The sequence below is a fragment of the Caballeronia catudaia genome (assembly GCF_001544755.2).
Lineage (GTDB): Bacteria > Pseudomonadota > Gammaproteobacteria > Burkholderiales > Burkholderiaceae > Caballeronia > Caballeronia catudaia.
The window spans coordinates 1-13,056 of record NZ_FCOF02000044.1 but is presented as its reverse complement, the minus strand read 5'-3'; the positions used below and the strand labels follow the sequence as shown (position 1 = coordinate 13,056).

The following is a 13,056-nucleotide window of genomic DNA, read 5'->3' as shown; positions in this document are numbered from 1 at the left end:
TGCTTCGTGACTCATGCTCTCATGCGCTCATAGGCCCGTATGCTCACGCGCGTTTGCGGCGTGTCGTCGCCTTGCGCGCGGGGCGCGTCGGTTGCTCGCTGCCTTCTTCGCCGGATTGCGCGGCCTTCGCGCCGCGTTTCGGCGTTGCACCGCCCTTCTTGAGGCTGCGTTTGAGCAGTTCCGACAGATCCAGAATATCCGCCGACGGCTTGTGCTCGCCTTCCTCGATCGTCATCACTTCAGCGACCTTGCCTTCCTTCACCTTCTTGTCGACGAGCGCCATGATGTCGTCCTTGAAGGTGTCGTGATACTTGGTCGGGTCCCACGTGTCGCTCATGTCGTCGATGAGGCGTTTGGCCATCTCCAGTTCCTTCGGCGTGACGCCGGCCTTCTTCGTGCTTTCGTCGGGGAACTTGAACTCGGTGAAATCGCGCACTTCGTCGCCCCAGCGCAAGGTGTTGAGCGCGAGCGCGGGACCGACCGGAATCAGCGCGGCCAGATGCTGCTTGTTATGCAGCACGACGCTCGCGATGCCGACCTTGCCGGTGTCCTTCAGCGCGTCGCGCAACAGCGCGTAGACTTTTTCGCCCTTGCGATCGGGTGCGAGATAGTAAGGCGTATCGAGCGAGAGGAACGAGATTTCAGGGGCATCGACGAAAGCAAGAATATCGACCGTCTGCGTCGACTCGGGATTGGCCGCGCGGATTTCGGCGTCGGTCATCACGACGTACTTGCCCTTCTCGTACTCGAAGCCGCGCACGATGTTGTCGCGCGTGACTTCCTTGCCCGTGTTCTTGTTGATCTGCTTGTAGCCGATGGGGTCCATCGAGCGCTTGTCGAGCAGGTTGAAGCCGACCTTTTCCGACTGCGTCGCCGGATAGAGTTGCACGGGCACGTGGACCAGCCCGAAGCTGATCGCGCCTTTCCAGATCATGTGCGGCATCGCGGCACCTTCGCTGTCGGATCGAGTCGATGGATGCGCCTCGCGGCGCGGTAGCGATAACGACTCGCACGAAGCGTGCCAAACGGTGCGCGCACGACGCGTTCGAGACCGTTGCGTTTACATGCGCCGCCGCCGCGGTCTGACTATCTGTAAGCCTTACTGCCGGATTGTTTTTGCGGGTGTTTAGCGAAAAGACGGTTAGTTGCGAATGATGCGCTTTAAAAAGCGCGCCGACATCGCTCGGCGCGCAGTGTTACTTACTTTCGGCTCGCGGTCACGGTCAGTTGCGTGCCGTCATCGAGCGTGACGGTTTTCTTCGAACCGGTGGAGGTCGGCATCGAGAAGCGCACGATCTGGCTGAAACGGTTATCAACGGGACATTGCAGGCTCTTGCCGCCGACGGTCACCTTGTTCGTGCCCTTCGGCGCGTAGGCGCGAAAGCTGATCTGCACGTTGGCCGAACCGTTGTCGCCGACCATCGGCGCGAAACGGATCTGCACTTGCCGGATCGCCTGCCCGTCCGCGCTCTTCGGCACGGAAGCGGCCTGCGGACAGCCGTCAGGCACCGCCTGCGCGCCGCTCGGCGCCGTGCCCTGCCAGGTGAAGTCATCGGTCTGACCCGAGCGTATGGTGCGCGTTTCCTGTTCGTTGCCGAAGTTTTTCGACGCCATCTTCACGGTGTACTTGATGGGACCGTCATTGGGCGCTTCGGACAGCACCTTGATGCCTGGCGTCGCGTGAGCGGTCGCGGCGCACATCGCGAGCGCGGCGACGGAAACGATGCGACGAACGTTCAAAGGACGATTCATGCCGCCACCTCCGTATCGAGCGCTGAGGAAGGCCGGCGCCGCCATGTGCGCCGGCGTGCTGTAGGGCGGATCAAGTCTAGCGCCCCGCCTCATTGGTCATCCTAGTGGAAAACCCGCGCGTACGGCAAAGTCAATGACGTTCGTCAACGCGCGATCAGAAGCCGGTCAGCACGAGCTTGCCGACCGTGCGCCCTTCTTCCAGCAGCCGATGCGCCTCGCGCAGATTCGCCGCGTTGATAGCGCCGAGATTTTTGCCGAGCGTCGTGCGAATCGTGCCTGCGTCGATCAGCCGCGCCACTTCGGACAGCAGCTTGTGCTGCTCGATCATGTCGGGCGTCTTGAACATCGCGCGCGTGAACATGAACTCCCAGTGAAACGCCGCGCTCTTCGATTTCAGCAATTCGACCGCAATCGGTTTCGCATTCTCGACGATCGTGCAGATGCCGCCTTGCGGCTTGATGACCTCGGCGGCCGCGGGGAAATGCTTGTCGGTATCGTTGAAGATAAGCACGTAATCGACTTGCGGAAAGCCGATTGCCTTCATCTGCTGCGCAATGTCGTCGAAGTGATTGACGATGTGATCCGCGCCGAGGTCCTCCGCCCATTTCGCCGATTCGGGCCGCGACGCGGTCGCGATCACTTGCAGCTTCGCGACGCGCTTCGCGAGCTGAATGCCGATGGAGCCGACGCCGCCCGCCCCGCCGATGATCAGCACCGACTTGCCCGCGTCCTTGCCTTCCGCCGATACGCCCAGGCGCTCGAACAGCGCTTCCCAAGCGGTGATGGTCGTAAGCGGCAGCGCGGCGGCGCAGGTGAAATCGAGCGACTTCGGCTTGGCGCCGACGATGCGCTCGTCGACCAGATGAAACTCGCTGTTCGCGCCCTGCCGCGTGATGTCGCCGGCGTAATAAACCGGATCGCCGGCCTTGAAAAGCGTGACGTCGGGACCGACCGCTTCCACGATGCCCGCCGCGTCCCAGCCGAGCACGCGCGGCGTGTCCTCGATCTTGTCCTTCGGCGCGCGCACTTTCGTGTCGACGGGATTCACGGCGATCGCCTCGATTTTCACGAGCAGATCGCGGCCGGTAGGCGTCGGTTTGTCGAGTTCGATATCGACGAGCGATTCGGGATTGGAGATCGGAAGGTAATGCGTCAGGCCGATGGCTTTCATGTGCTGCTCCTTTCAGTGGACAGGTTCCGATGGTAGTACGCGACCGGCATCTGGAAAACCGCCATAATCGCTGAAACATTCTTTAATCGAGAACATCTCCTCAGATTCCGAGGTGCTCACTGGCGTCGCGAAAATAGAAAAGTCGAATCCAGAACAGGCTAGGACACTCGTCGATGAATTGAAGCCAAAAAAAGCAAAGTTGACGCTCGCAAGCTTGTGAGGGTGACAAAGAGCGAACTCCGGCCGCGTGCAGTGCTCGGCGCGCAGCTTTTGCCGATCCCGCGCGCGTGCAGCGCTGAAGGTTCTTTACAATGGCGGTTTCCTGCCTTCCGCGCTTTTGCCTCCGATGAACCTCGTCATCCAAAGTCCCAGCCCCATTTCCGATTCGCATCTGCGGCCGCTCGCGGCGCTCGCCCGCTCGCGGGAAACGAAGCGCATCGACGACACGCTCCTGCGTCTCATCGACGCCGATCCGCTGCAGCGCCCCGATATCGACGCGTATTGCGGCGCGCACGCGCTCGACTACGCCTATGTCGAGCCGAACGCGAAGCTGGCGGATTTCGGCCTCGTCGCGATGGACATGGACTCGACGCTCATCACGATCGAATGCATCGACGAAATCGCGGATTTCTGCGGCCTGAAGGCGGAAGTCGCGGCGATCACGGAAGCGTCGATGCGCGGCGAGATCAAGGACTTCAACGAGAGCCTCACGCGCCGCGTCGCGCTGCTCAAGGGTCTCGATGCGAGGGCGCTGGAACGCGTCTATGAGGAACGCCTGCAATTGTCGCCCGGCGCGGAACGCATGCTCGAAGGCGCGCGCGCCGCGGGCCTCAAGACGCTGCTCGTGTCGGGCGGATTCACGTTCTTCACGGAGCGGCTCAAAACGCGCCTCGGCCTCGACTACACGCGCGCGAACACGCTCGAAATCGTCGACGGCAAGCTGACCGGGAAAGTGGTCGGAGACATCGTGAACGCTGATGTGAAGGCGCGCACGCTCATCGATACGTGCGCGGCGATCGGCATCGATCCGAAGCGCGCGATCGCAATGGGCGACGGCTCGAACGATCTGAAGATGATGGCAGAAGCCGGTTTGTCGGTGGCGTTTCGCGCGAAGCCGGTCGTGCGGCAATCGGCGAGTGTGGCGTTCAACTTCGTCGGGCTCGACGGATTGTTGCGCCTGTTCTGAGCGATGTGAAAACGGCGCCTTGTAACGCGAGGCGCCTTTCTTCCGTCAGGCGAACGCCTTTGTGAGCGCCGCTTCCAGATCCGCGCGCAAATCCTCTTGCGCTTCCAGTCCGATATAGAGGCGCACCAGCACGCCCTCGTGCGGCCATTGCGACGCCGTGCGCATCGAGCGGATGTTGTACGGCATCGCGAGGCTATGCGAGCCGCCCCAGCTCCAGCCGATCGAGAGCAGTTCCAGCGCTTCGACGAACGCATCGACTTGCGCGGCGCTGTAGCGGCCATCGAACACGATCGAGAACAGTCCGCCCGCGCCGCCCTCGAAGTCGCGCTCGTAGAACGCGTGACCCGGACAATCTTCCAGCGCCGGATGCAGCACCGCGGCGACTTCCGGGCGCGTCTTGAGCCATTGCGCCAGCGCGAACGCCGTGCGGTCGTGCGCCTCGTAGCGCGTTTTCATCGACGGCAGGCTGCGCAGCACGAGCGATGCATCGTCCGCCGACACGCCGATGCCCATTCGCATGCGCGCGCGCTTCATCTTCTTGTGCAGCTCGATATCGCGCGTGATGACAGCGCCCATCAGCAAGTCGCTGCCGCCCGACTGGTACTTCGTCAGCGCCTGCACGGAGATATCGACGCCATGCTCGAACGGCTTGAACGCGAGCCCCGCGGAGAACGTGTTGTCGATCGCCGTGACGATGCCCTTCGCGCGCGCGACCGCGACGATCGCCGGCACGTCCTGCACTTCCATCGTGACCGAGCCGGGGGCTTCGAGCCAGATGAGCTTCGTGTTCGGACGGATCGAATCGGCGATGCCCGCGCCCGTCATCGGATCGTAGTACGTCACTTCGAGCCCGAAGTCGGCGGCGAGCCAGTCCGCGTGCTCGCGGTTCGGCGAATACGCGTTGTCGGGCACGAGAACGTGATCGCCCGCCTTCACCAGACCGAAGTAGACGTTCGAGATCGCAGCGAGGCCGGACGGCTGCAACAGCGCATGTTCGCCGCCTTCGATCGCGGCGAGGCGCTGCGCGAGCGCGATCGTCGTCGGCGTGCCGTGCAGGCCGTAGCGCCATTTCGAATCGTCGCTCCAGGTGAGCGCGCGCATCGTCGCGAGATCGGGAAACACGACCGTCGATGCACGCGCGACCGGAACCGAAAACGACTCGAAGCCGGGCGTGATGCGATCCTTCGGTTGCACGATGCGGGTTTGCAGGTCGCGGTCGTTGATGTTCTTGCCTGAATCGGTCATGGCTTCGATATGAATCGCAAAAAAGAAAAGCCGCCGGATGGGCCGGCGGCGTGAAAACCACTCAAGCTATTCGCCGATGATGACGTTGCTCGTGCCGCCCACGGCGTTTTTGGGCGGCGCAGGCGGTGCCGGTTCCAGCGAGGGCGCGGGCGGCGCTTTTGTCGCGCCGGTCGCGCCCGTTGCGGGCGTCGGCGGCAAAGCCTTGCCCGCGACCGCCGGATGCAGGTCGAACGGCTGCCCGTTCGAATCGTCCGGGTCCATGCGCTCGCCCGACAGGCTGCCATCCGCCGCGATCTTGCCGACCCAGTTGCCCGTGATGTGCGTGCCGTCGTTCGATTCCTCGATCTCGAGCGTGTCGCCGTCGCGATCGCCCGCGACGAGAATCACGTTCGGGCTGCCGGCGAAACGGTACTCGCCGTGCAAGCCGGAAGGCTCGTCGGTTTTCGCGCCGAGCTTCATCTCGATCTGCCTGGTGCCGAGCGTGCCGACATAGCGCGGGAAACCCGCGTACTCCGGATTCGGCGTGAGCGGCTTTTGCGGCGGCAGCGCGAGTTCCTTGATCGCGGCCTGCGCGCCGTGCACGTCGGCGCCGGCGGGCTCACGCTGGTTCTGGGGCAGCACGCCGCCGCTGCCCGAAGGCATTGGCGAATTGCAGGCGGCGAGCGCCGCGGCGATGGCGCAAGCCGCGAGCATCCGCGGCCCTTTCATGCGGGACATCGTCCTTGCGCTCATCAAATGCGCTCGAAGATCGCCGCGATGCCCTGTCCGCCGCCGATGCACATCGTCACGAGCGCGTAACGCCCGCCGATGCGCTGCAGCTCGTACAGCGCCTTCACGGTGATGAGCGCGCCGGTCGCGCCGATCGGATGGCCGAGCGAAATGCCCGAGCCGTTCGGGTTGACCTTCGCGGGATCGAGCTTCAGTTCCTGCGACACGGCGCACGCTTGCGCGGCGAACGCCTCGTTCGCTTCGATGACGTCGAGATCGTCGACGGTGAGGCCCGCGCGCTCCAGCACTTTTTGCGTCGCCGGAACCGGGCCGATGCCCATGATTTTCGGATCGACGCCCGCGTGCGCGTACGCGACAAGACGCGCCAACGGTTTCAGGCCGCGCTTCTCCGCGGCGTCGCGCTCCATCAGCACGACGGCCGCGGCCGCGTCGTTGATGCCGGACGCGTTGCCCGCCGTCACCGTGCCGTGTTCCTTCGCGAAGACGGGCTTCAGCTTCGCGAAGTCTTCCGCCGTCGCGTTCATGCGCACGTGCTCGTCGCGGTCGAAGACGGTGTCGCCTTTCTTCGATGCGAGCGTGATCGGCAGAATCTGTTCCTTGAAGTAGCCGGCTTCGGTCGCCCTGGCCGCGCGGCGGTGCGATTCGAGCGCGAGCGCATCCTGCATCTCGCGCGTGATGCCGAACTTCTGCGCGACGTTTTCCGCCGTCACGCCCATGTGGATCTTGTCGAACGGATCGTTGAGCGCACCGACCATCATGTCGACGATGCGCGTATCCCCCATGCGCTGGCCGAAGCGCGCCGCGGGCATGATGTACGCCGCGCGGCTCATGTTCTCCGCGCCGCCGCCGATGGCGACGTCGGCATCGCCGAGCAGGATCGACTGCGACGCCGACACGATCGCCTGCAAGCCCGAGCCGCACAGCCGGTTCACCGTGAGCGCGGGCGCGTGCTGCGTGACGCCGCCGTCGAGCGCCGCGACGCGCGCGAGATACATGTCGCGCGGCTCGGTATGCACGACGTTGCCGAAGACGACGTGACCAACCTCGTCGCCCTGCACGTTGGCCCGCGAAAGCGCCTCGCGCACGACGCGCGCGCCGAGATCGGTCGGGCTGAAGTCCTTGAGCGCGCCGCCGAAATCGCCGATTGCCGTGCGTACGCCGCTTACCACCACCACTTCACGCTGCATGTTGTCGTCTCCTTTGTTGGGGGTTCGGCTATTCTGCCAGCGCGCGCTCGACCTCGTCCTTGCGCGGAATCGGTGCGACGGCGCCGAAGCCTTGCGTCGACAGCGCGGCCGCGACATTCGCATAGCGCGCGGCGGTGAAAGGATCGTCGCCCGCCACGATGCGCGCGATGAAAGCGCCGCCGAAGCAGTCGCCCGCGCCGGTCGCATCGACGGCCTGCACGACGCGGCCGGGCACGACGCGCCGCTCGTCGGGCGTCGCGATATACGCGCCTTCCTTGCCGAGCTTCAGCGCGACGACTTTCGGACCGAGCTCGAGCAACGCATCGACGATGGCGTCTTTATCTTCGTGGCCCGTGAGCAAGGTGACGTCGTCCCAGCTCGGCAGGCAGATATCGGTCGAGCGGATGGCTTCGATCATGACCGCGCGGGCGCGCGCGAGCGGCCACAGCTTCAGGCGCAGGTTCGTATCGAAGCTGACCTTCACGCCGTGCGTGCGGGCGTGTTCGATCGCAGCGAGCGCGGCATCGCACGCCGATACGCCGATCGCGAGGCTGATGCCCGACAGATGCACGACCTTCGACGCCGCGATCGCATCGAGCGGCAGATGCGACGGCGCATACCGGCTCGCCGCCGATCCCGCGCGCAGATAGTCGAAGCGATGTCCGCTCTCGCCGTGCGACACGAAATAGACGCCCGTGGGCGCATCGTGATCCACGCGTACGGTTGCCGTATCGACGTTTTCCGCGCGCCACAGATCGAGCAGCAATTGCCCGAAATGATCGTTGCCAACCGCGGACACGAACCCCGTCGACGCGCCCTGGCGCGACGCCGCGATCAGGAAGTTGGAGACGTCGCCGCCGAAGCCTTGCAGATAGTTCGCCTGATCGCGCGTCGACTGATTGAACTCGACCATCGCCTCGCCGAGCGCGAGGATGTGCGGCACGGGTGACGAAAACTCCGGCATGTGCTTAGACCTCGCCCCAGAGATCGTGGCCATCGGCGCCGGTGATCTTCACCGACACGAAGTCGCCGGCCTTGTAGCGCTTCGATGCCTTCGTCGTCGGCGCGATATAGACGACGCCGTCGATTTCCGGCGCATCCGCCGCCGTGCGGCCGACGCCGCCATCCGCGCTCACTTCGTCGACGAGCACTTTAAGCGTCTTGCCGACCTTGCGCTTCATGCGCTTGGCCGACAGCTCTTCGGCCAGTTCCATGAAGCGCGCGCGGCGCTCTTCGCGAACTTCGTCGGGCAGCGCGCCGTCGAGCTCGTTGGCGCTCGCGCCTTCGACCGGCGAATACGCAAAGCAGCCGACGCGGTCCAGATCCGCTTCCTTCAGGAAGTCCAGCAACGTCTGGAACTGCTCTTCCGTCTCGCCCGGAAAGCCCGCGATGAACGTGCTGCGGATCGTCAGATCCGGACAGATCTCGCGCCAGGTCTTTACGCGTTCGAGCACCTTTTCGGCGTTGGCCGGACGCTTCATGCGCTTCAGCACCTCGGGATGCGCGTGCTGGAATGGCACGTCGAGATACGGCAGCACGTGGCCCTTGAGCGGACCTTCGGCCATCATCGGGATGACTTCATCGACGCTCGGATACGGATAGACGTAATGCAGGCGCACCCACGCGCCGTATTGCGCGGCGAGTTCGCCGAGCGCGCCGACGAGATCGGTCACGCGCGTCTTGAGCGGCTTGCCGTTCCAGAAGCCGGTGCGATATTTAACGTCGACGCCATACGCGCTCGTGTCCTGCGAGATCACGAGCAGTTCCTTCACGCCAGATTTGAAGAGATTCTCGGCTTCGAGCATCACGTCGGCGACCGGGCGCGACACGAGATCGCCGCGCATCGACGGAATGATGCAGAACGTGCAGCGATGATTGCAGCCTTCGGAAATCTTGAGATACGCGTAGTGACGCGGCGTGAGCTTGATGCCGGCGGGCGGCACGAGATCGGTGAACGGATCGTGCGGCTTCGGCAGATGCGCGTGCACCGCGTTCATCACTTCGTTGGTCGCGTGCGGGCCGGTGACGGCGAGCACTTTCGGATGCACTTCCTCGATGAGGCCCGTGCCGCTCGCGCTCTTTTTCGCGCCGAGACAGCCGGTCACGATGACCTTGCCGTTTTCGGAGAGCGCTTCGCCGATGGCGTCGAGGCTTTCCTGCACGGCTTCGTCGATGAAGCCGCAGGTGTTGACGACGACCAGGTCCGCGCCGTCATAGGTGCCGGAGATTTCGTAACCCTCGGCGCGCAGCTGGGTCATGATCTGCTCGGAATCGACGAGCGCTTTCGGGCAACCGAGCGAAACCATGCCGATCTTCGGCGCGGGATTCGTCTTGGTGATTGAATCTAAAGTGTTTTTCACGGGGGAAATGTCGTTTTCGGTACGCACGAGGCCAATCCATTATTTTACCCCGGCGCGTTGGGGCGGCGAATTTTGCGAAGGCGGCCGACGCGCCGGCGAAACCTGCCCAAAGACCTATGCCGTACCGATGAGTATCTCCGCCGGAATGTGCAGGCCTTCATGCAGGCGGCGAATCATGGCGAGGCTCAACGCGCGTTTGCCAGCGAGCACTTCATAGACCCGGTTAGAGTTCCCGATATACGGCTGCATGTCGGGCACGGACAGCCCCGCCTGCTCCATGCGGAACTTGATCGCCTCTACTGGACTGGGAGCAGCTAGCGGAAAGTGCTCGGCTTCGTATCGCTCGATCAGGATCGTCAGGATGTCAAGCGCGTCACCCTCGGGGGTGCCGGGAGCGGGATCGGCATCCACGAGCAACGATACGGCCGCGAGCGATGCGGCGTAATCGGCCTTGGTGCGAATCGGGTGAATATCCATCGTATTACTCCATTTCGACAGTTGCCGCGTCGACCTTGTCGTATTGCGCGTGCGTGCCCACGAACTTGATATACGCGACGCCCACTCGATAAGCCACAGCCACGATCAATCGAAACTCGTTGCCTTTGATGTTGAAAACAACGCGATTGTGTCCGACAAAGCTCGCGGCCGCGTACCGATCTTCAATGTCCTGAGGTGTTTTCCATACTGCCTTGGACGTTTCCGCGTACCACGCCAACAGAGCCTGTTCGGCCTGCGCATGCCTTTTTATGAAGGTAAGTAACGATTTTCGGGCGACGATTCGCATGCGGCTCCACTTTAGTCCCAAATCGGGACTAGGGCAATGGCCGAATTTTAGCGAGTCTACGTGAGGCCAGCCGCAAAACACACACTTCTTCACAATTCCAGACATGGTGCCCCCTACCATCGCACCTCACCCCGCACTCCCAAAGCACCATGCTCGACCAATCCGCCCTCCGCCATTTCAACCCGCTCTTCATCACCCCGTGCTACTCCGGCCAGGTGACCTCCGGCTACGCCACCAGCATGCTCACGCTCACGAACGAGCTCTGGCGTCTCGGCGTGCAAGGCTCCATGCGCATCCGCGCCGGCGAAAGCCTCGTCACCCGTGCGCGCAACGAAGCCGTCGCACATTTTCTGGCTCAAAAGCAACACACACATCTGTTCTGGATCGATGCCGATATCGGCTTCACGCCGGATCAGGCGCTGCGCCTCTTGCTCGCGGACCGCGATGTCGTCGCGGGCGTGTATCCATTGAAGCGCATCGACTGGACGGGCGAGATTCCCGCAGGTCTTACGCAAGAACAATTTCTCGCGCGCGCCCTGCGCTATCCGGTGAATTCGATCAACAGCGCGCACGCAGCCATTGACGACGACGGTTTCATGGAAGTCAGCGAAGCCCCGACGGGTTTCATGTGCATTCGCCGCTCCGTACTCGAAACGATGATCGAGCGCATGCCCGAGCTGCAATACGTCCCCGACGCGCCACCCGACTCGCCGCTGCATGGCTACTGCCATCGCTTTTTCGACGTGATGGTCGAGCACGAAACGGGACGTTATCTTTCCGAGGACTATGCGTTCTGCCGCCGCTGGCGCGATCTGGGCGGAAAGGTCTACGTGGATACCCGCTCGAAGCTCGCGCATCACGGCGCGTTCACGTATCGCGGCGATTTCGGCGCGGCGTGGGCGCAGGACCCCTCGCGGGCGGTAGGCGGCCTGTGAGCGGACGGCACGCGCTCGCTCACGCCGAGGCGTGAAAGCCCCGACCTCGGAACGCGCCCATGAAACCGGCTACTTCTTTTCCGTCGACGAAGGCGTGGGCGTCGGGAACGGAAACGTGTTGAACATCGACTTCGCCTGCGACTGCATCTGCTCCTGCATCTGCACGAACATGTTCTTCGACTGCTCGATGTAGCTCGTCATCATGCCTTGCATCATCGGCGCCTGCATGTTCATGAACTGCGACCAGACTTCGGGGTTGAGCGCATTGCCGTCGTAGATGCCCTTGCTCTGCTCCGTCAGCTTCTGCTGGATGTCGATGAACGCCTGGATGTTCTTTTCCAGGTACGTGCCCATCATGCCCTGCATCGCATGGCCGTAGAAGCGGATGATCTGCGAAAGCATCACCGATGAGAACATCGGCAGGCCGCCGCTCTCTTCCTCGAGAATGATCTGCAAAAGGATGCTGCGCGTGAGATCGTCGTTGCTCTTCGCGTCGAGAACCTTGAAGTCTTCCTGATCGAGCACGAGTTGCTTCACATCGGACAACGTGATGTAGGTGCTCGTTTCCGTGTCATACAGCCGACGGTTTGGATATTTTTTGATGAGTCGTTCGGCGGAGTTCTTTGTAGTAGTAGTGGTGGTCATTTAACGCCTTTAAACGCAAAACTTTACTGCGATGGCAGCAAGCAGGTCTTGCGTTGTCGCAAAAAAGCGCTGCTGCATGTTCGCCGCATCGTTGATTAATCCGGCGAGTGGAGGCTTCCCGCGCGCCCTGGAAGCGTTGCGGGAAGCCTCCGCCCGTCAGCCCATATGCAAGCCGCCGTTCAGTGAGAAGTCAGCACCCGTCGCGAATCCCGACTCATCGGACGCAAGCCACGCGCAGATCGAACCGATCTCGTCGGGCGTGCCGAGACGCCGGACCGGAATCGTCGCGACGATCTTCTCCAGCACTTCCGGACGGATCGCCTTCACCATGTCCGTGCCGATATAGCCCGGCGACACGGTGTTGACCGTCACGCCCTTGGTCGCCACTTCCTGCGCGAGCGCCATCGTGAAGCCGTGAATGCCGGCCTTCGCGGTCGAGTAGTTGGTCTGGCCGAACTGCCCTTTCTGACCGTTCACCGACGAAATGTTGATGATACGGCCAAAGCCGCGCTCGACCATGCCGTCGATGACCTGCTTCGTCACGTTGAAGAGACTCGTCAGGTTCGTGTCGATGACGGCCGTCCAGTCTTCGTGCGTCATCTTGCGGAACACGACATCGCGCGTGATGCCCGCGTTGTTGACGAGAATATCGACCTCGCCGACTTCCGCCTTCACCTTGTCGAACGCGTTCTTGGTCGATTCCCAGTCGCCGACGTTGCCTTCGGAGGCGATGAAGTCGAAGCCGAGCGCCTTCTGGTCTTCGAGCCATTTGACCCGGCGCGGCGAATTCGGGCCGCAGCCCACGACGACCGTGAAGCCGTCCTTGTGCAGGCGCTGGCTGATGCTGGTGCCAATGCCGCCCATCCCGCCGGTTACATACGCTATGCGCTTCGTCATTCCTCACTCCATTTTGTTATGCGAACGGCGCTCGAACTGCGCCGCCCGCTTGCCCTTCCCAAGGTTGCCTTGTTACGGACGCTCGAGTGCCAGCGCGACACCCATGCCGCCGCCGATGCACAGCGAGGCCAGGCCCTTCTTCGCGTCGCGCTTCTGCATTTCGTG

Annotated in this window: 15 protein-coding genes; 2 read left to right on the top strand and 13 right to left on the bottom strand. The window is 63.0% G+C overall.

What is annotated here, in order from left to right:
• Positions 1 to 43: 43 nt before the first annotated feature.
• The 3 genes from ku to AWB75_RS29860 form a co-directional block, all read right to left on the bottom strand.
• Complete coding sequence (gene ku / locus AWB75_RS29870) at positions 44 to 943, bottom strand: non-homologous end joining protein Ku (protein ID WP_061127625.1); 900 nt, start codon at positions 941 to 943, stop codon at positions 44 to 46.
• 257 nt (positions 944 to 1,200) lie between these two features.
• Positions 1,201 to 1,752, bottom strand: coding sequence for a DUF6013 family protein (locus AWB75_RS29865; protein WP_061127624.1), 552 nt, complete (start codon positions 1,750 to 1,752; stop codon positions 1,201 to 1,203).
• Between the two features lie 154 nt (positions 1,753 to 1,906).
• Entirely contained in the window at positions 1,907 to 2,923 is a 1,017-nt protein-coding gene (locus AWB75_RS29860) for a zinc-binding alcohol dehydrogenase family protein (RefSeq protein WP_061127623.1), read from the bottom strand.
• A gap of 346 nt (positions 2,924 to 3,269) precedes the next feature.
• On the opposite strand from AWB75_RS29860, the gene serB reads away from it, so the two are divergent.
• The gene (gene serB / locus AWB75_RS29855) at positions 3,270 to 4,109 is read left to right on the top strand and encodes a phosphoserine phosphatase SerB (RefSeq protein ID WP_061127622.1); all 840 of its coding nucleotides are present in this window, start codon (positions 3,270 to 3,272) and stop codon (positions 4,107 to 4,109) included.
• A 45-nt stretch (positions 4,110 to 4,154) separates the two neighbouring features.
• Here serB and AWB75_RS29850 read toward each other — a convergent pair whose 3' ends face one another.
• The 7 genes from AWB75_RS29850 to AWB75_RS29820 all read right to left on the bottom strand — a co-directional run bounded on the left by AWB75_RS29850 (position 4,155) and on the right by AWB75_RS29820 (position 10,414).
• A complete protein-coding gene (locus AWB75_RS29850; RefSeq protein ID WP_061127621.1) occupies positions 4,155 to 5,354 on the bottom strand; it encodes a cystathionine beta-lyase in 1,200 nt (399 codons plus the stop codon).
• A gap of 66 nt (positions 5,355 to 5,420) precedes the next feature.
• Positions 5,421 to 6,062: a hypothetical protein gene (locus tag AWB75_RS29845; protein ID WP_235012291.1), complete on the bottom strand. Its 642-nt coding sequence runs from the start codon at positions 6,060 to 6,062 to the stop codon at positions 5,421 to 5,423.
• Between the two features lie 23 nt (positions 6,063 to 6,085).
• A complete protein-coding gene (gene bktB / locus AWB75_RS29840; protein ID WP_061127619.1) occupies positions 6,086 to 7,270 on the bottom strand; it encodes a beta-ketothiolase BktB in 1,185 nt (394 codons plus the stop codon).
• Positions 7,271 to 7,298: 28 nt separating this feature from the next.
• Positions 7,299 to 8,234, bottom strand: a complete 936-nt coding sequence (locus AWB75_RS29835; protein WP_061127618.1) for a sugar kinase — start codon at positions 8,232 to 8,234, stop codon at positions 7,299 to 7,301.
• Between the two features lie 4 nt (positions 8,235 to 8,238).
• Complete coding sequence (gene rimO / locus AWB75_RS29830; protein WP_061127617.1) at positions 8,239 to 9,576, bottom strand: 30S ribosomal protein S12 methylthiotransferase RimO; 1,338 nt, start codon at positions 9,574 to 9,576, stop codon at positions 8,239 to 8,241.
• A gap of 168 nt (positions 9,577 to 9,744) precedes the next feature.
• The gene (locus AWB75_RS29825; protein WP_061127616.1) at positions 9,745 to 10,107 is read right to left on the bottom strand and encodes a helix-turn-helix domain-containing protein; all 363 of its coding nucleotides are present in this window, start codon (positions 10,105 to 10,107) and stop codon (positions 9,745 to 9,747) included.
• Between the two features lie 4 nt (positions 10,108 to 10,111).
• Positions 10,112 to 10,414 (bottom strand): type II toxin-antitoxin system HigB family toxin, encoded by a 303-nt coding sequence (locus tag AWB75_RS29820; protein ID WP_061127615.1) that lies wholly within the window; start codon positions 10,412 to 10,414, stop codon positions 10,112 to 10,114.
• A 149-nt stretch (positions 10,415 to 10,563) separates the two neighbouring features.
• Between AWB75_RS29820 and AWB75_RS29815 the strand changes: the two genes are divergently transcribed.
• Positions 10,564 to 11,349: a hypothetical protein gene (locus AWB75_RS29815; protein WP_061127614.1), complete on the top strand. Its 786-nt coding sequence runs from the start codon at positions 10,564 to 10,566 to the stop codon at positions 11,347 to 11,349.
• Positions 11,350 to 11,418: 69 nt separating this feature from the next.
• Here the strand turns inward: AWB75_RS29815 and phaR are convergent, their stop codons facing one another.
• The 3 genes from phaR to AWB75_RS29800 form a co-directional block, all read right to left on the bottom strand.
• Positions 11,419 to 11,994: a polyhydroxyalkanoate synthesis repressor PhaR gene (gene phaR, locus AWB75_RS29810; protein ID WP_061127613.1), complete on the bottom strand. Its 576-nt coding sequence runs from the start codon at positions 11,992 to 11,994 to the stop codon at positions 11,419 to 11,421.
• A gap of 156 nt (positions 11,995 to 12,150) precedes the next feature.
• Entirely contained in the window at positions 12,151 to 12,891 is a 741-nt protein-coding gene (locus AWB75_RS29805) for a 3-ketoacyl-ACP reductase (protein WP_061127612.1), read from the bottom strand.
• A 72-nt stretch (positions 12,892 to 12,963) separates the two neighbouring features.
• Positions 12,964 to 13,056: hypothetical protein (locus AWB75_RS29800; RefSeq protein WP_143281732.1), on the bottom strand; the 93-nt coding region annotated here is incomplete at its 5' end.

What these genes read in the sequence shown, in the direction of transcription:
- AWB75_RS29805 (WP_061127612.1), bottom strand. Translation starts at nt 12,891, where the DNA reads ATGACGAAGCGCATAGCGTATGTAACCGGCGGGATGGGCGGCATTGGC.
- AWB75_RS29825 (WP_061127616.1), bottom strand. Translation starts at nt 10,107, where the DNA reads ATGGATATTCACCCGATTCGCACCAAGGCCGATTACGCCGCATCGCTC.
- AWB75_RS29815 (WP_061127614.1), top strand. Translation starts at nt 10,564, where the DNA reads ATGCTCGACCAATCCGCCCTCCGCCATTTCAACCCGCTCTTCATCACC.
- AWB75_RS29860 (WP_061127623.1), bottom strand. Translation starts at nt 2,923, where the DNA reads ATGAAAGCCATCGGCCTGACGCATTACCTTCCGATCTCCAATCCCGAA.
- AWB75_RS29865 (WP_061127624.1), bottom strand. Translation starts at nt 1,752, where the DNA reads ATGAATCGTCCTTTGAACGTTCGTCGCATCGTTTCCGTCGCCGCGCTC.
- bktB (WP_061127619.1), bottom strand. Translation starts at nt 7,270, where the DNA reads ATGCAGCGTGAAGTGGTGGTGGTAAGCGGCGTACGCACGGCAATCGGC.
- AWB75_RS29835 (WP_061127618.1), bottom strand. Translation starts at nt 8,234, where the DNA reads ATGCCGGAGTTTTCGTCACCCGTGCCGCACATCCTCGCGCTCGGCGAG.
- AWB75_RS29845 (WP_235012291.1), bottom strand. Translation starts at nt 6,062, where the DNA reads ATGAAAGGGCCGCGGATGCTCGCGGCTTGCGCCATCGCCGCGGCGCTC.
- serB (WP_061127622.1), top strand. Translation starts at nt 3,270, where the DNA reads ATGAACCTCGTCATCCAAAGTCCCAGCCCCATTTCCGATTCGCATCTG.
- phaR (WP_061127613.1), bottom strand. Translation starts at nt 11,994, where the DNA reads ATGACCACCACTACTACTACAAAGAACTCCGCCGAACGACTCATCAAA.
- AWB75_RS29850 (WP_061127621.1), bottom strand. Translation starts at nt 5,354, where the DNA reads ATGACCGATTCAGGCAAGAACATCAACGACCGCGACCTGCAAACCCGC.
- rimO (WP_061127617.1), bottom strand. Translation starts at nt 9,576, where the DNA reads ATGGTTTCGCTCGGTTGCCCGAAAGCGCTCGTCGATTCCGAGCAGATC.
- AWB75_RS29820 (WP_061127615.1), bottom strand. Translation starts at nt 10,414, where the DNA reads ATGCGAATCGTCGCCCGAAAATCGTTACTTACCTTCATAAAAAGGCAT.
- ku (WP_061127625.1), bottom strand. Translation starts at nt 943, where the DNA reads ATGCCGCACATGATCTGGAAAGGCGCGATCAGCTTCGGGCTGGTCCAC.